Here is a 20,491-nt window from a genome sequence, read left to right on the forward strand (position 1 = left end):
GCAAGCTTAAGAAACAATTTCATATTTTCTGCCTGCATTTTAAGTACAAACTGTCAAATCAGAGAGGAATAACCAGGATGTTAGAAAATAATAACGAATTAATTTGCTACAAAGAGATCGAAATTGACCGCCATGGAAAATTGAAATTCTTCCTTGAAAAACATAGCACCAAAGAAGGGACCTGGGGTGAGCTTTTGCTTAAAGAAGGAGCAATTGATTTTGTTTTTATGAATGGCCATGGGGAGGAGTTATCGCGCTGCAGGGTTGATCACACAAACCCTCAACTCATTATCCCGCCGGCCTCATGGCATAAAATTGCCCTCATTGATGAGAAGCACTTTGCCGCTACTATTAAATTTTATTGCATCCGCCAACGCTACTTCAATAAGAAATATGGTACAGGCAGAGTGCACAATGATCTGTTATACGTTTATCAAACGTATTTGAGCCATCTGCAAAACGCTTCAATATTGGATGTGGGCTGCGGTTCAGGCCGAAATCTGCTTTATTTAGCAGAGAGGGGACATTCTGTTAAAGGAATTGATTGTAATCAAAACGCATTGAGTACGATTGAGGAAATCGCAGAAAAAGAACAGCTATCCAATATTAGCACGCTACTCTGTGACCTAAATCAGGCATTTGAACTCGAATCGAAGGGCTATGATTTAGTATTATCAACCGTTACACTGCAATTTATAAATCCACAACGTATTCCAGTGCTGCTTGAAACGCTTCAAGAGATAACCAGGAAAGGAGGCTACCATTTTTTAGTGACTCCTGTTCAATCAAAATCCTATTCTTTGCCAGCATCCTTTACTTACCTGCCTCAAAAAGAAGAACTCTATCATATGTATCAGGATAGCGGATGGTCAATACTCGAATACAGGGAATCAGCGGGCCATCTACATAAACAGGATGAATCAGGAAGACAAATTTCAGGCCTGTTTAGTCTCCTGCTTGCACAAAAATTATAAAAAGTCCAGGGCTTGATAATTAGCCCTGCTGCTTAGTCTATTTATCTTCGGAAATGGTAATTTCTCCGGGAGCATCAACATCCACATTAAAGCCATTAGCGCTGATACGCGCGGGTGTGATTTCACCGCTAGATATATCAATATAGAGCGTACCCACCAGGATGGGTTTATCTCTGTCTATGCCCATTTTGATTACTGCAGGGCAAATACCTTCTGCCTTATGTTTGCGGCAACCTGTCTGAACGATAAACCATAAAACACGACTGGTCGAATGCGCTAAAGTGGGTCTTGGACCAGGCATTTCATCCACGAAGGCATTGGATATCAGATCGGTTTTATTGTGGATGATCATATGCTCGGGTGAAGCCAAAACAGAGGGGCTGGATAAGCCAAGCACCATGAATACAGGGGAAATAAGCGAACGAAGCATAAACAAACTCCTTTTTCGTAGATACTTAATCAACATGAGCATGTTAACTTTAATCAGTCAAGATGAGGATTAGCCGAAACAAGGCCGTTCATTCTGAAATGCATTATAATCTACCTATCAGTTCTCAAATAAGACAATTTCAAAAATGCCTGTTTATAACTCTGAAGATTACGGTAATAAAACGGCCAATCTGGATCAATTAAAAAAACTGTTTGATCAGGTTCCAGGAGTAGCCATCCCGGAGTTTATTGGACTATCTCATCATGAACTCAAATCGCACTTAATGAAATACGGAGTTGATTTGGTTGAACGCTGGCGATTGATCGCGCTGACGATGGGTACTCCACCAGCCTTAAATCCCAATACCACAAAAGCGCTACAACAATTAGCTCAGGATATTAAAGCCTGTCTGAAAAACCATCCTTTAACCTTTGACTACCTGACGCCCTTAGTCAGCAAAATAAAAAACCTGATTGCGAGAAGTACCGGCAAAGAAGACACAGAAGCACTGGCGAATGCGGGCGGCAACGAAAGTGTTGCTAATGTACAACCAAATCTCAAGGCAATTTCTGACGCTATCGGAACAGTGCTAGCCTCTTATTTAAGCGAAAAATCACTGTTGCAACGCCAATTGGCTAATGATGACATTACTGCACTGCCATTTATTCCGGCATTGTTGCAGGAAATGATCACTGCTGAAGCAGTCAAATCGGGGGTAATTTATATAAATAGTAATGGCGTTTTTGTGCAAGCTGCGCCAGGTCATGGTGAATTAGTAGTCAACAGTAAAGGGCCGGTGGATAGTTATTGGTTTACACCTAATCATGTTCTGATAGCCAGCATTGTTGAAAAGCCGGTTCGGATTGTACCTTCCAGTGAGCAGGATGGCACCTTAACAATGGTTAATAACCCGGCTCAATTAGCCAACTCTCCCAGTTTATCGCCAGCAATTGTTGAGCGTTTGGCAAGATGTGCAAGAATAATTCACAATCATTATCATAAACCCATGGACATTGAGTATGTTTACTCACCGGAAGACGACACCATTTATCTTGTACAGGCGAGGCCTGTCGTTAATGTACAGCATGGCCCATCCCCTTCAGCATTAGACCCACAATTGGTGGATGTAGCGCTTGAAAACAAAGCCTGGCTAGCTGGTCAATCGGTAATACTTCCTGGAAACAGCCTGCCGCTCGCTCATGTCAGAACGATAAATCAGGCGAATGAAGTACTCATTATTAAAAAAATGAATGATGAGGAATTAAAAAAAGCGATTGAAATGGCTAAGACCAATCAACTTAAAGTTATTGTAGTTGAGCATTTTTTGCCAGCCACCTCTCATGAAGCAGCGACCCTTAACGGAGCAGGTTTACCCATCATTACAATGGAAAATACAACGGCATTAAAGCAAATTTTGTCCAAAGCCAGCATGAAGCACCCCGTCTATTTTGATCGGCAACGCAGCGCATTCGTAGCTTCTGTATCGCTGACCGGCATTCAGCTTCCCAGCGAGCAGTGGATTCAAACCGGGCTTTTTGCCTCATCATTATCCGCAGGATCGACTCCATTGCCAATTGGATTTAATCCCACTGTGACTATTTCACACAGGGAACAACCTAAGCAACAGCCATTGGTTGCATTAATTGAACAATCACGGCACTCAGATCCTGTAATAGCCCAACCTGCCCTTAATGAGTTATTAGCCCATATAATGGGGATTATTGGCAGTGATCACTCAAAACCTTTAACCACTCATGATGCCCGATTTGTTTGCCATACCATCTTGACTAATTTAGCCCCAAATAGAGATGAGGCGGCTTATCAGGCCATTGCGAAATTATTACGATATAGCTTGAGATTAAATAAAACGATCAACAACTCACAAAGCAATCTGATCTTTCAAAATATAGTACTGCTCGCAGCCGAATACATGGAAACCCGTCAGCAAACGGATACTGTAGCACAACATGAACTGTTACTTGATTTAGCTAAAAAAATAGAGGGTTTATTGTTTAGTGAAGCAAAATCAGAGGATTTTAATTACTCCATGCATAGCCTGCTGGCAGAAAAAAGAAGACTCAGCTTTTTGTTCACACAGGCCAGGAATGAGTTTGGCCAAAACTATCAGCAATTAAAAACAGCACAAAAAGCCCAGTTAGTGCAACTGCTGCATTTTAATGCCTATCTACTGACTGAGCAGGGTAAAACAGAGTGGGACGCCTTTTGCTTTATGCTAATCGTTCAGCAGCCTGAACTTGCCGCTGTGTTTTTAAAGCAATTAAACACACTCAATAAAGAAGAGCTGCTTGAAACAGTACTGTATTTAATCATCGTTCCTGCTCTTAAAAATCCACAAGCTGATTTTTCAGCGATTATCAATGAAATGGAAGCGTTTATCAGGTTTAAGCAAGCTCTTTACACTAGCTATAACAAAACGCTTACTCATTGGGAAAATGCAATATCTGAATGGGGTGATCCAGACTTAAGTGATGGGGAATTTGCAAAACGCTGTGAGCAGCTTAAGCAAGACGGCATCAGCTTGTTAAGTCAGCGTGATTCTACCAATAATCAGTATATTATCAGTCAATTGAAACTGAGATTCATTGATCTGGTGGATAATTCAATTAAAACGTTAAAAGCCAGTAATCAATTACCTATTGCCAAAAAACTGGCTCGTTTTATAGACATGATTGCTGTTTACAAACATTTTTCTGATCTGCTGCTGACGCTGGATATTGATCACGACACGTTCCGGCAATATCGACAGAGCTATATTGTGCAGACAGCAGGTGAACCTTATACTGTGGCAGGCATGCTTGATGCAATTGATAAAAAATTCACTGCTCTGCTTAACCAGAAGATGGGTGAAGAGCAATTACTATCCAGCGGCGAGTTTTCAGTCTATCCAGCATTAATTAATACGCCTAGTTCATTTTTACGCAGTTTTATCCAGCCCAAAATGCAGCTTGAGGATTTTTTTTCGTTTTTCCATCAGGAATGCCTGGCTTGTATTCAAAGTGAAACGTCGCCACAACTGATAAAAGAAGACTATCTTCCGGTCAATGTTCAACTGATAATTAATAGTTTTGCCCACATAAACTATCAAAATTCAGATTATGTTTATTCTAAACCTTTTTTACTAAAAAATGATTTCAAATTTCCTGAATTATCTTATCGCTATAATTTAGCGCTACGCAATCACTCAGCAACTTTTGAAATTAAAATTGATATTATAACAAAGATTGTCGCTATCAAGATGGTCATGATTGGTATCAATATTGATGACAGAATAACCCAAATAGCGGGCTTAATAAAATTGGATTCTATGGCAGCAAACACTACCCTATCCGAAATTACCCTTAAAAATGACGCTGAAAATACAATTATCACAGCCGTTATTTTATTTTCGCTGGATCAAATAACGGAGAGATTAGTTCAAACCCCTAATTATCTAACGGAATATTTTATTAAATATCTTGATATCTCTTTTCTCGGTCATGTTCATACTAACACCACTTATCCATCCATCCTGTGGACCCTTGCCAATCACCGGAACCATCTGGACCAATTTATCGATGCACTGCTTACGAGTTTGGAAAATGGCGAATGGGATGAGAACGAGGTAAAAAGTCAATTAATAAAATTACAATGGCGTGGCCCTACAGCGGCCGCACTGACCGACTTTCGTTTTTTAACTGAATTTTATACTCTTTTAATCACAAGAGTGATTCAAAGAATGACCGTAAACCCGGGGAAATTGACCGTTTTTGAACCTCTGTTCAGCGAATTAAATATAGATAGTGATAGAGAACAGATGGGCAGTTTCAGAGCGACAGGAATACTTAAATCCTTTTTACCTTATTTACCCAAAAAGCAATTTGAACAGTTATCACAAATTGCTGATGAAAACTATCAGTTCAATATAAAATCGCTGGCTGAATTTCCTGGTTTGGCAAGGTTTCTGGCAGTGATAAAAGAAGCATCAGGAGGTAGAAACGGGCTTTATGATGAAAAAACTATAGTCAATACCCTGAATCTTTTGAAAATTAATGATCCTGAAATTAAAAAAATGTTAATGCCTATTTTAAGAATTAACCGATATGACTTACGTAAAATATTTAAAAATATTAATCAGAATGTTCCAGATACAGAAAAAGATAATTCAAACCAACCCATGGATCTTTATCAATTCAGGGATTTCATTTTGTTAATTTATCAAAGTTATCAATTCAAATACTTTTTAAGACGCTTTAATGAACAACTTGCCGCACTCACCGCTGACAATTCATTAGTAAATTTTACGGAAGCTGAAACACTCAGTATCGATAGGCTTAGCAAGTTATTATCAGATTACATGCAACGAGCAAATAATGCAGCCCAAGGATCAGTTTATGGCAGTTTTTTCAACGCTAACCAGAAATGCCATAATGCAATCAGTGATTTCCATTTGGCATTAACTGACATTCCTGCCGATGTGTTCAATCATTTATCGGCACCTCAAAACAGCTCGCTAGTTGAACTATTGCAACAATTTGTCAATGATGGCCATGCCAGCAGACTTTTAGACAGGAATATTGGCAGCCTTAGCGAGTTTACAGAGGCGATCGATTCTATGCCTGGTATTAAGCGATAAGCACAACGGTAATAATACCTCATCTACAGCTACCTGATCCGGCTGATTATCTCCCGTAATTTGACATATTTCATTAACCGTTTCCCATAAACCACTGGCTGCAGCTTGAATCAATGCGACGTTTAAGCTGTTGGAATCAGGAATATCTGTTTTTGAAAGAATGAGCCCCCTGGCTGTGGAGACTCACGCTGACGAATGGCTGTGAGGATGTTTTCAAGAATTTCTTTCTGAGGCATGGGAACGGCTCGACAATTGAACTTAATTAAATCATGGTGATATTATTTTGAACCCTATATGTTGTCAAGAATTCATGCATATACAAATATTTTTTTAATTTCCTATAATAGCAAGTTGTTGAAGAAGCTTATTACAGCAGGCAGCAAATCGCTAAGTCTACCCTACGCGCAATCCGAGAAATTATTTCTATAATTTAAATATCATAATCACTCATTTTAACCTCATGAAAATTGCCAATTTGCATGAATTACAAAACATTTTTGCAAAAGTAAATTTAGGAGAAATTCCAGGGGAAGATCCTGTGTTCATTTTAATTAATTCAACTTCTTTGCTGTTTGGGGATGAGTTAATGAAACAACTGGCTCTCATTTCTAAAGAGCAGCAGTTATTAGCCATTGCCTTAATTGTTGAGCACACAGATGCTCCGAGAATTGATAGCCTGATAATCGTTTGCAGGAAAGCAGAAATTAACAGTTTCTTTTGCAATAAACTAATGGCATATGTCAATGATACCACTTCCAATATCATCAGTTATTTAAGAAATGAATGGACATCAAATAATGCCAAATATCCTATAGTTTTTACCTGGACCACTCGTTTAGACGGGAATTATACTCTCATTGCAAATAGGGCTGTTGCACCGGCTTACCAGGGCAACGGCTTAATGAAATCCTTATCACTGGCATTAATTCAACGTCTTAATGACACTTACGGCTTCGATCATGAGTTAAAATCCTTCACTGTACATCCTGCAACTTATTTGTTTTTTAATCCTCATGATAAAAAGCTCTTGAGCTATAGCAGCGGGGATTTGCAAGAATTATCCTGTGGTTTCCTGCTTCAACAACATGAAAGAAAGGAAATCCACAGGCCAAAAACTATCAGCATTTCCCCTGATGTGGTTAAACTCTTAATTAAAGGCGGTTTTTTAAAATCAAGTGCAGAAAACAGAGCCCAAGCAGACTCTGAAGATAAATTAGATGATGGAACGCCTCGACTGAATTAAGACTTGGCGAAATAATCTATTACAGCCTAAACGGCCTGGTGAATTACATGGGTCACAACTCCCCATATCACCAGGTCATGACTATCTGTGATATCAATGGGTGGAAAGGAGTCGTTTTCAGGTAAAAGCTGAACCTGGCCATTCATTCGCGATAAACGCTTGACTGTTAACTCGCCATTTAGAGCGGCGATCACAATTTTTCCGTGCGCGGGCTCAAGGCTGCTATCGACAATCAGTAAATCCCCGTTATGAATGCCTGCATCTTTCATCGAATCCCCAGAGGCGGTTAATAGGAAGGTTGAGGAGGGATGTCGAATTAGAAACTCATTTAAATTTAAGTTAGCTTCAATATAATCATCAGCGGGCGAAGGAAATCCTGCTTTGACTTTGCAACTGTATAGAGGAAGAGTGAATGGACTCGGGATGTTGATTAAACGTTTAACTTCTTCAATTCGCGACAGGGGTATCCGCATTGCTTTAGTTGATTCGCCGTATTGATTACTGCCTTTTGGCCGGCCTGACCCTTCTCGTTTTCCACCTCTGCCCATTGCTGCCTCCCCTACTCATTTTGTCAATATTTGACACAACCAGGAAAAGACGAGTATATTTGAATGACGTACACTTTTCAATTTAAATCACTCCGAGAAGAATAACTCATACGGATGCGGGCTATAACAACTCCTTTCACTGAGAATTGCCATGTATGCGCTAATAGATTGTAATAATTTTTATGCAAGTTGTGAACGTTTGTTTCGGCCAGACCTGCGCACTACTCCCATTGTGGTGCTGAGTAATAATGATGGCTGCGTCATTGCACGCTCGAATGAGGCGAAGGCACTAGGCATTGCAATGGGCGCCCCGTTTTTTGAAGTCAAAACCTTATGTAAAAAAAACAGAGTCCAGGTCTTTTCATCAAATTACACGCTGTATGGTGATTTATCCCACCGGGTGATGCGGCTCATTGAAGAAAACTGGCCAGAAACAGAAATCTATTCTATAGATGAGGCATTCCTTAATTTAACCACTTTACCCGAGCTTCAACGAGTTTCTTTCTGCGAAAAACTGCAAAAAATGATTCTCAAGGGCGTGCATATTCCCACATCCATCGGTATCGGCAAAACTAAAACACTTGCCAAAGTCGCTAATTTTATCGCAAAAAAGAAATTGCAAGCCCCTGTGTTTGACGTCAGCGGCCATGAAGCCCGATGGTTAGATCAGCTCGAGGTGTCGGATATATGGGGGATTGGGAGGCAGTGGTCAAAAAAACTCAATAGCCTGGGGATTTTCACTGCAAAGGATTTAGCCCAAGCGGACCAAACACTGATGCGCCAAAAGTTTGGTGTGGTCATGCAAAGAGTTATCATGGAATTAAATGGTATTGCCTGCCTGGAGCTTGAGGAGCCAGAACCGCGTCAATCCATTATGTCATCTTGTTCTTTTGGCGGCTTGCAATCCAATTACGAATACATTCAGGAAGCAATTAGCCATCATTGCGCCACAGCCTCTGCTAAAATGCGAAAACAGGGATTAATCACTCAATACCTGTCGGTCTTTGTTCGTTCAAACCCCTTTCGGGAAGACACAAGGCAATATGCCAACTCGATTGGATTTCGCCTAATCAATCCTACCGATGATGTACGGATTATTACCAAATGGGCGAAATACTGTTTAAAGCGTATTTATCAGCCAGGCATTTTCTATCATAAGTCCGGTGTGCTGTTGAATGATCTGACAAGCAAACTCTACTACCAGACTGATTTATTTAACCAACCAACCGATAAGGCCTTAACGCAGTCCGATTCCTTAATGCATCTCATCGATAGCATCAACCACAAATATGGGGCTAGAACCTTACGTCTTGCAGCGGAAGGCTTCCAGAAATCATGGTCCATGAAAAGGCAATTAATGTCACCTTGCTACACCACCCGCTGGGCAGATTTGCCGGTGGCTTATACTTAAGCTGAATCCCCACGGCATCGTGTACAGCCCTGTACACAATGCCCATAGGTATCTACACCAATGCAGTCGAATCCGCGCGGCTGCGACCGCGGGGCCCATGTCTGCTGCCGAACAAGCTCTTCAGAGGAATCCAATGTTGCCGTAAATAGCAAAAGCAGTTAAGAACAAGTCTTTCAAACATCATCCTAAATTAGCAAAACCAATATTTTAAATACGCCTCGTCTGGGCCCTGCGGTCGCAGCCGCGGGGATTCGTAGCGTGAAAAAAATTTGTGTAGATAGCGATGCATAAAATCAAGACACACCAAACCAGGAGGATTCGACCGGCTGGGGCTGCTCGATTTCGTGATGGGAGTTTCTGATAACATAATCATATTTATGGGAAGACGGATTCAGACGAGCTATTTCCACCACCCTAGTGAGCTGTATTTGCTCACAATGAGTTAAATTGTTTATAATAGGGATCGGTCCAATAACGTGTCAGTCATTTTGCAAACTCCGATCGCATTGAGTGCCTGCGAAGCAGTTCATGCACTCACAATTCCTCAGCTAATACAACATGAGATTACAGCATTTAACTATTACCGCATGTATTTTGATGGAACAGCCATTCGTTTTTCCAGCGACAGAGCATGGACAGAGCATTTTTTTAAAAAAGATTATCTTAGCAAATTGACGGTTCCCGATACCTATCTCACAGAACCTGTTAATTATTTTATTTGGCTAACAGAAGATTGCCCAGAAATGCTCCTCGATGCAGCAATTAATTTTGATACCTCTAACGGGATTTCCATTGCAGTAAAACAGGACGATTCTATTGAGTATTTTTGTTTTGCGACTAACACGAATAACAAGTCAATTATCAACAAATTTTACCTGGGCAATCTCGATCGTTTGCATCAATACGGCTTGAAGTTTAAAGAGCAGGCGGCAGGCTTGCTTGAACAAGCAGGCCGGGAAAAGTTAATTATCAGGACAGCCGATAAATCAAAGATGTTATCAACGTCCAGTATGCATCAACCTCGATTTTCAAAACGTGAACTGGAATGTGCATTTGCCTTGTTAAACGGAATGCGAGTAAAAGAGATTGCCAGAATGCTAGGATTATCGGTTCGGACCATTGAATCTTACATCCAAAATATGAAAAACAAACTGGGATGTTCGAGCCAAATTGAATTGGTATTAAAGCTCGCTAATTATAAAGATTTTATTAATCAACATTACTTAAGCGCATTGTAATCCGTAAAAATCTCATGCAAAACCACTTTAACATCTGTACCCTTAATGGGCCAACACAAGGTTTTCCAAAAAGCCCATCCCAGAGCCCGTATCCAGGTCTCATTATCCAGTTGAACTGCATTTTTAAATACTTCTCGTTCTTCGCTGGAAAATAAATTCCAGGCTATGACCAGATCACAGGCAGGATCACCAACAGCAAGCTGACCGAAATCGATAATGGCACATAATTTTCCATTGCGGACCAAAATATTGCCAACGGCTATGTCGCCGTGAACCCATACTGGCTTTAAGCACCATTCAGAAGAAAGCGCCCGTTTCCATAATGATGCTGCAAGTTTTTTTTCATGAGCGTTTTTTATTTTAGGAATTGCAAGCTGCATTTCATGATCATAGGCCTTTAATGAACTGCCCCGATAAAAATTATGCGCACCCGCTAAAGGTCCATCTGTAGCATCTAAAGATTGAAATTCTTTTAAACACTTTCCTAATACTTCTGCAAAACATTTTATATCGTGAATATTCTGTCTTGAAGCAGACTCCCCTTCAATCCAGCGATTGATGCTCCAATACCAGGGATAAGCGGATGAGGGCTTTCCAAGTGCGACAGGTTGTGGAATTTCAAATGACAGCTGTTTAGAGAGCCACGGCAACCATTGATATTCTTTCTCTATCTGTGGCTCATACTGCTTGTCGCAAGGCAAGCGAACCAGCATTTCATCACCTAAATGAAATGTCCGATTATCCCAGCCGCTTTGAGCAACTGGATAAATATGTAATGATTGCCATTGAGGGAATTGCTCCGCAATCAGTTTGTGGACTAATTGTGTATCAATTTTAACTTTATCCATTAAGAGTCCACCCTGAAATTCTTTATTTAATAATAACCAGGATTGGGCTATCTTAGCATTATGTTTTAAAAGTGTATTAAAAATATCACATGAGGAATAAATGATTGCGATTAAAAGGCTAGACGACTTGTTTATGACTACCTGTTAAATCTTATTTTTTGGCAACATTGAAACTTGTCTGACGACTATGCTCCAACAGGCATGGGCCTCGCGGTCGAAGCCGCTGGGATTCGATAGCTTTTAATTCTCATGCGCTTGGACGGGGAAAACATTTGTGTAGATAGCTATGCATTAAGAAATAGAGGTTTCGCCAGAATAGCTGTATATACCTCTAAAATAAATCATTTCAACGCCGTCTTTAGTAATAGCTTAATGAATTATCATAGAAATAAAAATAAAATAAGGGAGTTAAGACCCCCCTTATTTCAGGAGAAATAATAATTTAGCAGTGTGATTATTATATATACTATACAAATAAGCCCTGCTAACTACTTCGATGACGTGAAAATATTAATAACTACCGCTCCTTTCGAGGCCGAAAATACAGGAGACATCAGCTATGCGCGTCAGATGGAGAGATGTTTAAGAAATTTGGGACATGAAGTAATTTATCTGAGAGCCCAAGAGCTTGGCTTAGCCGTTGAAGTGAGTAAAGCGCTTGATACCTCTGTTAGATTAAGTGTGACTTACGCTGCACTAAAAAAAATTGGCGATTCATTACTGCATTGTATCTTGACAACAATCCCCAAAGACACTGTTCTTTTTATGCATTTCAGAATTCCTCATACTGGATTTAGCTTCTCAACGAAGCATCTTTCCCAGCTAAAAGCAGCAGGATATAAAATATGTGCTTTGATTAACGAGCATAGCTGCAATAGAGAGGAACCCACCGAGATAGAAAGAAATTATCAAACAGCCCAATTAATTCCTTTTTTTGATCAAATTATTACATTTAATCCGATAGATAAAGCAGGCTTACTTGAGACAGCAGGAACTAAAAATTTTTATCACTGTGCAGATAACAAGACCTTAGCTAAAAGCAATGCATGGACTCTTTTTCAGGTCGGTAATGCATACCCTGAACCATCCTCATTAGAAGAAAGAATATCTCTTATTCCAGCGCCGATATTAAGCGCACAAAAATATGATCCAGGTCCTGAAGAGAGACCAGATAATATATTAATGTTTGGAACAATCCGACGAAACAAAGGAAATACTGCCACGCTAAATTTAGCCCAATTGCTGGCGGATAAAGGAGTTCCAACTATTCAGATTAAAATTGTAGGTAAAGTACTTGCTGATATGAATGGCTTTAATTCTTTCAGACAATATGTATTGTCTACTTTTCCTGAGCGCCTGGGATTTTGTGCTGATTTTAAACCTCTTGAACGCATGCTCGCAGAAAAAGAGCATAGAGTAGAAAAATTATCATCCTTAGATGACTATGAAAACGAGTTCAATTCTTTATGTAAAGAAATAGTCAGCGATCTCGAGCTGCAAGTCACCAAAAAAAGACCTAAAGCCCTGCCCATTGAATTTCATATCGATGTGAGTGAGGAGTCTTTCAGGACACTATGTCATCAATCTCGCTACGGTATTAAATTCGACAAAAAAGGGTTTTGCGATAATGCCTCAACTATCATTAACATGATGGGTTTCGGATTGATTGTGATTTCAAACAAGACCCATATGATGAACCCTGTTTTTAATCTTTGTCCCGAAGAAGAATTGCCTTTGGTTTTATTGGACACGATGGATCCAGAAGCAGAGCTTCTTTTTCAAACCATCTTGAATTTAAAAGAAGACACACTTGCGAGACAACGGGTTCTGAACAATCTGGAGCGAGTAATGACCACAATGTATGATCCGATGCGCGTGACTTCTCAGGTTGTGAGAGTACTTGAAAAGGCATTGAATGTTGAGTGTCATGCCAAAAAAATAGCACAGGAAGATGATAAGACAGATCAAACTGAAAACGAATCCTCATCCAACCGTAAAAGTCCCTAATCATTACCTAGATCATCAGCCTTCCAATCAGGGAATCATCACTCGCATTTTGTTTCTTGTTCATTGTGTTGGCATCATAGAAGCGAGATAAACCAGGAGCTAATTTAATAGCCCCATTTAAATCCCTCTGATTTCTTCTGTGATATTCAGAAAAAACACGCTCGCGAAGTGCTTTTGGAACTAAAGAACCAGAATCGCCGATATGATAATAGGGCATCTTTTCTTCACTTAACCCTGTCGGCTCACCGGAGGCGAGAGCCTCAAGATGCCGAACAGCTTCGCAGTCAATTAAACGATTATATATTTCTCCAACTTCAATTACGGAATGATGGCCGTTATAGACAATGACTCCACATAAAACTATCGCTAGATAGCCTGCGGATCGGGATTGAAAAATTCCCAATGAGTCATAAAAAAAACCAAGATCGTGTAACGCGACTAAAACTCTAGCCGCAGTTGATGACGCACTGGCAATCAAAGGCAAAGGAGCCCCATTCACGGAACCCCAGCTTGCGAGATGTTGGATATAGGGTACAGGAACGCGTTTTATAAAATCTTTGGGACGATCCGCGGGGTTTAAAGGAATTTTGTAAAAAGTCATTTTTTCTTCGAGCGCTTTTAGCGCTGGATTCTCTGCTAGATGGGTTTTATGAGAATCAGGGGAATCATTTTCCAATTTTATAGCAGCGACTGCGGCATCATATTTTTCCACGACCACCTTTGCCTTCTGATAGACATCGGCAGCGGCAAAAGCAGCCTTTCCAGCTCGATATGCTGGAGTATGAATAGCAGCACGTGGTGCGATGTCGGTGCCAATCTCCATGCCTAGGCCACGGGTTATGGCAAGATGCTCCGGGGTTCGGCGTACTCGCATATCAAGCTCTGCCTCAGTCGGCATTATCCACTCATAGATGCTTTCAAACTTCACTTTACTTTGTCCGGTCTTTGTCCGTGCCAGATGTTCTACATAGCAAAAAGAGCAATCAGTAATCATTTTCACTACTTTGCATAGGCAATTAACATCATTATTTTCCCTTATTCTTTCCGAATCCATAATTGCCGAAAATCTTCTTAAAAGCTCTTTCAGCAACTCCTTACTGTTCTTAATTTCAGCGGTAGAATAATCCTGCATCACGCCTTCCCACTGCGGATCATCCGATGAATGTTCAGAGATAAGAAAACCCAGTGATTTCTCCTCTGATGCATTCAATTCAACATTTGCTTCTAATTTATTTAGAATGGGAGTAATAACCACCGCTCTTAATCTCAAAGCAGCATTAGCAATCTCTATTTTGCTGTCAGCATCCTCTTTGATAACGTGTAAAACAGACACTGCAAAATTACTATCTTGTTTCGCGGTTGGCAAAAGCGTCTCCCTGTTTAGGGATAGACAAACGCGTTTCTGTCATGGTCGAGCAAGGTTTTTGGAAAAATGCATAATTAGTTTCCGCAAATGTACAACCTGCTGTTAGAGCCGATGGTGATTGTAAACCGTTAGTCTGGCCATTTTTGTTCGTGACCAACATAATAATTGTATCTAAACTGATTTTTATTTTCCTGGCATCTTCAAAATTCAGGGTATCCAATTCGATATTTAGCTTATCTTTAATCTGTTTAAGAACTGCTTCATTCCATCCAAGACAACAGGATACGATGAGCTTTTTTATCATTGAATCAATCTGATCATGGGGCTCAGATAAGGAGTTCAAAATTTCATATAGCGCTAAAATGACCCTAGCAGCCTCATTTAAATTATGAATGGCCTTCAATCGGGCATCTGCAGATAAGCCTGTAAATCGCTCCTGATATTGTTCTAGTCCAATACGGCACAAGCTAAGAATTTCAGCAACATCAAGTGCGGTTGGGGTATTCCTGATTTGATAAAAATCGCTTGGCTTTTTTAATAGGTCAAATAAAACATTATTTCTATTTTCTACACGGGTGGTATAGCCTTTACTATCCGTTATTTCACGGACTTTTACTTCAATCATTGTTTTTAGTTCATCATCAATCGATTCAAAACGACATTTCTCTTTAAAATTCTGAGGTGTCAAAGGATGAAGCCCTAATGCATCTAGTTGAATTATTTCTCTTTGAAAAGTTCCCCATGAATCATAAACGGCATATTGGACCCAGGAGTATAAACCACTCCCGCTTACATCATCGGGGTTTAAATAGACGTATATGGTTTGTTTGGAGGGAGCTTCTGGGGGAGGGTTAAATTCAAACTGATATTCGCCCAGCCAGTCACCGAAAATCCAGTCTGTATACCAGCGAATACGCTCTGAAAAAGGGGTAAAAAACACATGCAGCATTTTAACAATATCATCTCGCCATGCGTCAGCATCGGCAATATCATAACGCTTGGCTCGCCCGTAATCGATTAAATGAGGAGTGCCCTTTTCATTAACGACAATGTTTTTTCCATGGATATCACCATGAATATACGGTGTTTTTGAAAGGGATTTTTTTCCAGTATGTATTTCATTTAAAGCAAGAGCAATTTTAATTCCGAGCTCATATCGCTTATCGAGCGAGGCCTTATGCCTATTAATATATTCAAATAAGCGAATACCGAGAAATTGATAGGCAATATAATGCTTTACGGGGTTTTTCTTTGAGCGGCTTGTCCGTGTTACTCTTTGTCCAGCCATTCCTAAATCTTGAGCTACTTTAGACTCCTCGGCAGAATTAGCAGCTTCCTTTTCATTCGTAACCACTTTTAAAGCGATTAAATGACCACTTTCCCCTTCAGCCAGTTTTGCATGACCATTTATTCCTGCCCCCAGATAGATCCCTTTACCTGAAATAGCAATAATCTGCCGATCTATAATTATAAATGAGTGATTTAAAATACCGGGATAATCTTTCCTGCGCAATTTATTACCGTCCGGCAATAGCCTCCCTTCTGGCATTAATATTTTTTTGGCAAAATCCCATTCAAATGCCCTTTCTTCTACTGACCATTCGATTTCAGGCATAAAACAATTTTCCTTTAAGATGTTTTTTTGTCAAAAAAGAGCGGTTAATATACCATAAGCGGCTTTATTGATCAATTTATGATCGCCCAGGCTTACGCAGTCATCGCGTAAGTAATTAGCCTGAATTTTAGTGATCTGATTATAGCTCCGGGAGCTGCTTAATCCAGAAGCGAAAGAGTGAATATGGATGAGAGGCTTATTTGTGTTTCTTTTTGTTTTTTTTCTTGTCTTTCTGTTTGCCGCCACCAGTCTTCAGCCACATGTCGCTACTCCCCATGTCGCCAACCCCCAGGTCGCCGCCGCCAACCCCCCCTGAGAGTTTTTCCAGTTCAGTATCTGAAACTTTATCCAGTATTTTATCTTTTGGTGTAGATTTTTCTGACATAAGTATCTCCTGTGGCAAGATATCTTGCTTATCTAGTATAGAAAATGTTTAAATATTTATCAACTAAACGGTGGCAATTTACTAAATAATCACAAATTCACTACTTATTGATTGGGGCAGTTTTCCGATGCTCATTCACTCTGATTCTAAGCTGCCCAAAGGCTAATGGTGGCAGAAAGAGATTAAGCAGCATTGTAACCTTAGGCAACGAAGCTTTTACTTCCTTTCAAATTAAAAGGCGCTATCATTAGATCTTTTTAAAGAAGATTTAAATAGATGCTGACTGCCCAGTTTTTAGAGCAATTAATTTCAAGCTATATTAAGAGACCTTCGGATTTTCATCTCCATACATGTCCTGTAACCCAAAAAATCATGGAGCAAGAGTCAGCCTTCGCCTATGAGTATATCCGAGGAATTACCGGCTTGTTGGCTGATGGATTGCCGCTTGAAGCGAATGAAGAAATCCGATTTCTTTTAGAAGAACGATGGCTTTTTATTAAAAAAACAGCCTGGGCTTATCCGCGGCATCCTTTTTTGCCAATTAATCAACTCTGCTTACAGATTGCAGAGCAAATTGCGGGTGAGGATGAAGCGATTTGCCAAATCCTGATGCCAGGCATCAGGAAGATTGGCCGTATCCCCGCAAGCACTCGCGCTTTAAAGGAGAACACTGAGGAAAATGGCCATTTTCCCGTCCATAAATTTATTTTGGCAAAAAAAGAGGGAGTCTTGCTGCCTCTCGAGACTATGTGTACTGATGCCCAAGAGGCCCTAAATACAAGAGGATCTGTTTTTAATATTGAAACGCCATCAATCTTTAAGGAGTTTCTTACATTTCTGTGGGTGCTTGGTACCAGCGTTGACAAGATAGCGGAATTTACTGCCCCCTGTGTTTCCCGTTTTGAAGATCTGAGCAATCTTATTGTCAATCCTGACTTATTAAAGGCTCTGCTTCTTCAGATTGCCCCACGTGCTGATGGATTCCTAGATATTGTTCGACTCTATCCATTGCTGAATGTCTTAACCGAAGAGGAGCAGAAAAAATTTATTAACAAGCCCTTATTAAACAAAATGATTAGTCAGATTGAATCGCTAGTCAGTTATGAAAGAATAAAATATGCATTCAAACCTGCTTTAATGTCGCAAGTTGACACAATTCTGATGGCAAAAATGAGGAATGAAGTCCATGGTTTAGCGGATTTAAAAGCATTGGTTCAACGATTTAGTGGAGGAGGCCCTATATTAGGGTTGCTTCGGGAATTTAAAAATAATCTGGATCAATATTTTGATAATGATATTGAGGAAGCATTAAAATTTTATACAAGACTCGATTCCGATTGCCAGGATTTCCTGGAGGGTTGGCTTCTGGAATTTTGCTCCCAATGGATAACCCCTGATGGTTTTGAATCCCACAGCTGGAGGATTTCTGAAGTTTTAAAAAACAAGCTGCTTGCCAAATTATCCGAAAACACAGGCTCTTTCGCTGATTATTTGAGGCTCTTAGATAAGTGGTCAAGGTGTCCCCGCTTACTACCCAAGCTGAATGCAGTGAATAAAGAACGTTTAAAAGCCTGGGTTACCAGTGAGGAATGCCTGGAGCAATTAATTGAAAAAATGCCCGCAGGCTATAAAGAAGACGTCATCCTGGAGTTCCCCCAGCAGGTCAGCTCTCGAAGCTTCCTATACAGATACTTGCGGCTAATTCCAGGAGATTCACAGTCTGGCTTTCTGCTTGCGGTGAATCTTAAATCAATAATCACGACTGTTCTTGAATTAGAGTTTGTGCTTGCTTTATTGAATACAAAGGGCAAAAAAGCTCAAATCCTTGCACGGTTTCAGGCTGGTGATTTAAAAAATTGTACACCCCAACGTTTTGCTGAACTTCAAAAGTCATTTACTGTCAATAACCAAGATATTATTGAAGACATTACTGAATTGAAATTAAGATGCCAATATAGGGGCGATTCTCCCTGGGGACTCGAGCAACTTGATATTTTGAAGCGCAATCTATTAGATAGCGATAGCCGAATAGCGTCAATTGCACTTATTAGGGAACTCTATGAGCAGATCAATCAAAGGCATAGTTGTTATTGCTATAATCGATTCACTTTCAGAGGATTAGAAAAGATACTAGCTCGTGAATCAGCAAGAATTTCATACGATTCAGATCAACCCGCTGCTGATAACGGCGTTAGTCCAAATCGAAATACATTTTGGGAAACAAACAATAACAATCGGCCTTCAATAAGTTCGGTATTCTCACAATTGCTTTCACCATCAACAGAGTATACACCCAGCTAGTTATGTACATCCTATTAAATTTGACCTGACAGATACTTCTAAAAAATCGGCAGCTGTCAGATCAAGTTTGACTAAAGCAATTTAAGTCTTGTGGAGATTTAAAAAATAACGAGTTGCTTTAAGTTCGCCGGTTCGTTTGAGGATATTCTTTTTAACTAAGTCATTCAAATCTCTTGTCGTTGTAGCGATAGGTGCGCCTGTTATACTCATATAATTTTTAGCACTTAAACCACCTGTAAATCCATCAGGTCCCGCATGAAATAATCTTAATAATACCTTTTCTTGCCTTGGATTAATTTTTCCTTCTGCTTCCTTTAAAATAACAGATTTCTTAATAATGAAATCAATATACAAATATGTGCTTTGTTGGGCTTCTAAAGCAATGTTAGCGAACCATATCAACCAGGAAGTGAGATCTAAGGTTTTGCTTGCCAAACCTAGATGTTGATAATATTCCTTTCTCTTTTTTAATAATATTTTTGCCAATACTGTCATTACTGGTTTTGAAAACCCTTGAGAAAAAGCTTTTTCTGCTATAGCTCGGCCTATTCTTCCATTCCCATCTTCAAATGGATGGATGCTCTCAAACCATAAGTGGGCTATCCCTGCTCGAGTTAATGTGGGTAAAGGCGTTGATCCGACTGGAGAGCTCTTTTCAAACCAATTAATGAATTGATTCATTTCGGCTGGAACACATGTTGAAGGAGGCGCTTCAAAATGGATTTTTCGATCATAATCAGGTCCTGAAACAATTTGCATTGCCTCTTCATGCTTACGATATTGACCAATATTTTCTAAATGCTGGCTACCCCCCATTAAAAATTGATGCCATTCAAATAAAACCTGATGGGTTAGTGGATTAGAAATCGTTTGATATAAATTAACCATCATTTTAGCGATTCCCCGCTCTGCGGGGCTAGCTCTGGGAGCTTCTGCAGACAAGCCTAGCTCTTTTTGTATAGAAGATTGCACACTATCTCTATTTAAATGCTCTCCTTCTATTTCAGAGCTATCCAAAGCATCCGTACACATTAAATCGATAAATAAGTTTTGCTTACCTTCCTGAGGAATGTGTTGCGAGGAACCAATAATAATACCTCCATTCTCAGTAAAACAATGCTCAATCACAGCTAATTTATCTGAGTTCCAAGTAAAATTCGGCCAATTTTCAAGCTGCCAATTCCATTTCATAAATAATAACCTCATATTTTATTAATCGAATAATAGCACAAAAGTGATTAATAAAGCACAAGGTTATTAATCAGAGAGCTAAGGTACGAGTATTGCTATGCAATGTAATTACTTTCCCATCATGTGTTCGTGTTTGTTTTTTGCCATACGCCGGCAGTAAAATTGATTTTTCTTCATAATACGATATACACGTTTATGATTTACGCAGGTAAGACCTTTCTTTTTTAACTCGTGATTAAGAAGCGTTGTAACCCTGCGATAGCCATGGCTACTGCAAGAAAATCCTACTTTTAACACACCA

At 39.9% G+C, this 20,491-nt stretch carries 15 protein-coding genes; 7 read left to right on the plus strand and 8 right to left on the minus strand.

What is annotated here, in order from left to right:
- Positions 1 to 77 precede the first annotated feature (77 nt).
- Positions 78 to 974, plus strand: coding sequence for an SAM-dependent methyltransferase TehB (gene tehB / locus DYH42_RS09425; protein ID WP_058522187.1), 897 nt, complete (start codon positions 78 to 80; stop codon positions 972 to 974).
- 37 nt (positions 975 to 1,011) lie between these two features.
- Here the strand turns inward: tehB and DYH42_RS09430 are convergent, their stop codons facing one another.
- Entirely contained in the window at positions 1,012 to 1,404 is a 393-nt protein-coding gene (locus tag DYH42_RS09430; RefSeq protein ID WP_058522188.1) for a hypothetical protein, read from the minus strand.
- Positions 1,405 to 1,549: 145 nt separating this feature from the next.
- On the opposite strand from DYH42_RS09430, the gene DYH42_RS09435 reads away from it, so the two are divergent.
- Together DYH42_RS09435 and DYH42_RS09440 are read left to right on the plus strand one after the other, a co-directional pair.
- Entirely contained in the window at positions 1,550 to 6,037 is a 4,488-nt protein-coding gene (locus tag DYH42_RS09435) for a PEP/pyruvate-binding domain-containing protein (RefSeq protein ID WP_058522189.1), read from the plus strand.
- A 460-nt stretch (positions 6,038 to 6,497) separates the two neighbouring features.
- Positions 6,498 to 7,280, plus strand: coding sequence for a hypothetical protein (locus DYH42_RS09440; RefSeq protein WP_058522190.1), 783 nt, complete (start codon positions 6,498 to 6,500; stop codon positions 7,278 to 7,280).
- Between the two features lie 26 nt (positions 7,281 to 7,306).
- On the opposite strand, the gene DYH42_RS09445 is transcribed toward DYH42_RS09440, so the two are convergent.
- Positions 7,307 to 7,828, minus strand: a complete 522-nt coding sequence (locus DYH42_RS09445; RefSeq protein ID WP_058522191.1) for a LexA family protein — start codon at positions 7,826 to 7,828, stop codon at positions 7,307 to 7,309.
- Positions 7,829 to 7,979: 151 nt separating this feature from the next.
- Here DYH42_RS09445 and DYH42_RS09450 point away from each other — a divergent pair, with 151 nt between their 5' ends.
- Both DYH42_RS09450 and DYH42_RS09455 read left to right on the plus strand, forming a co-directional pair.
- Entirely contained in the window at positions 7,980 to 9,239 is a 1,260-nt protein-coding gene (locus DYH42_RS09450; RefSeq protein ID WP_058522192.1) for a Y-family DNA polymerase, read from the plus strand.
- A 476-nt stretch (positions 9,240 to 9,715) separates the two neighbouring features.
- Entirely contained in the window at positions 9,716 to 10,477 is a 762-nt protein-coding gene (locus DYH42_RS09455) for a helix-turn-helix transcriptional regulator (RefSeq protein ID WP_058522193.1), read from the plus strand.
- Here DYH42_RS09455 and DYH42_RS09460 read toward each other — a convergent pair.
- Positions 10,459 to 11,325 carry an aminoglycoside phosphotransferase family protein gene (locus DYH42_RS09460; RefSeq protein ID WP_058522194.1) on the minus strand — a complete coding sequence of 289 codons (867 nt, stop codon included), beginning with the start codon at positions 11,323 to 11,325 and terminating at the stop codon, positions 10,459 to 10,461. The genes DYH42_RS09455 and DYH42_RS09460 overlap by 19 nt on opposite strands.
- 501 nt (positions 11,326 to 11,826) lie before the next feature.
- Between DYH42_RS09460 and DYH42_RS09465 the strand changes: the two genes are divergently transcribed.
- Positions 11,827 to 13,332 (plus strand): hypothetical protein, encoded by a 1,506-nt coding sequence (locus tag DYH42_RS09465; RefSeq protein ID WP_131793038.1) that lies wholly within the window; start codon positions 11,827 to 11,829, stop codon positions 13,330 to 13,332.
- A gap of 7 nt (positions 13,333 to 13,339) precedes the next feature.
- Here the strand turns inward: DYH42_RS09465 and DYH42_RS09470 are convergent, their stop codons facing one another.
- From DYH42_RS09470 to DYH42_RS09480, 3 genes are all read right to left on the minus strand, one after another.
- A complete protein-coding gene (locus tag DYH42_RS09470; RefSeq protein ID WP_058522196.1) occupies positions 13,340 to 14,698 on the minus strand; it encodes a hypothetical protein in 1,359 nt (452 codons plus the stop codon).
- Positions 14,676 to 16,313, minus strand: a complete 1,638-nt coding sequence (locus DYH42_RS09475) for a protein kinase domain-containing protein (protein ID WP_058522197.1) — start codon at positions 16,311 to 16,313, stop codon at positions 14,676 to 14,678. The genes DYH42_RS09470 and DYH42_RS09475 overlap by 23 nt, the downstream gene beginning before the upstream one ends.
- Before the next feature lie 196 nt (positions 16,314 to 16,509).
- Entirely contained in the window at positions 16,510 to 16,698 is a 189-nt protein-coding gene (locus DYH42_RS09480; RefSeq protein ID WP_058522198.1) for a hypothetical protein, read from the minus strand.
- 276 nt (positions 16,699 to 16,974) lie between these two features.
- Between DYH42_RS09480 and DYH42_RS09485 the strand changes: the two genes are divergently transcribed.
- Positions 16,975 to 18,999, plus strand: a complete 2,025-nt coding sequence (locus DYH42_RS09485; RefSeq protein WP_058522199.1) for a hypothetical protein — start codon at positions 16,975 to 16,977, stop codon at positions 18,997 to 18,999.
- A gap of 81 nt (positions 19,000 to 19,080) precedes the next feature.
- Here DYH42_RS09485 and DYH42_RS09490 read toward each other — a convergent pair whose 3' ends face one another.
- Together DYH42_RS09490 and DYH42_RS16920 are read right to left on the minus strand one after the other, a co-directional pair.
- Entirely contained in the window at positions 19,081 to 20,190 is a 1,110-nt protein-coding gene (locus DYH42_RS09490; protein ID WP_058522200.1) for a Fic family protein, read from the minus strand.
- A 108-nt stretch (positions 20,191 to 20,298) separates the two neighbouring features.
- Entirely contained in the window at positions 20,299 to 20,487 is a 189-nt protein-coding gene (locus DYH42_RS16920) for an IS3 family transposase (protein WP_162263077.1), read from the minus strand.
- Between the last annotated feature and the right edge of the window lie 4 nt (positions 20,488 to 20,491).

The organism is Legionella birminghamensis (assembly GCF_900452515.1).
GTDB lineage: Bacteria > Pseudomonadota > Gammaproteobacteria > Legionellales > Legionellaceae > Legionella_C > Legionella_C birminghamensis.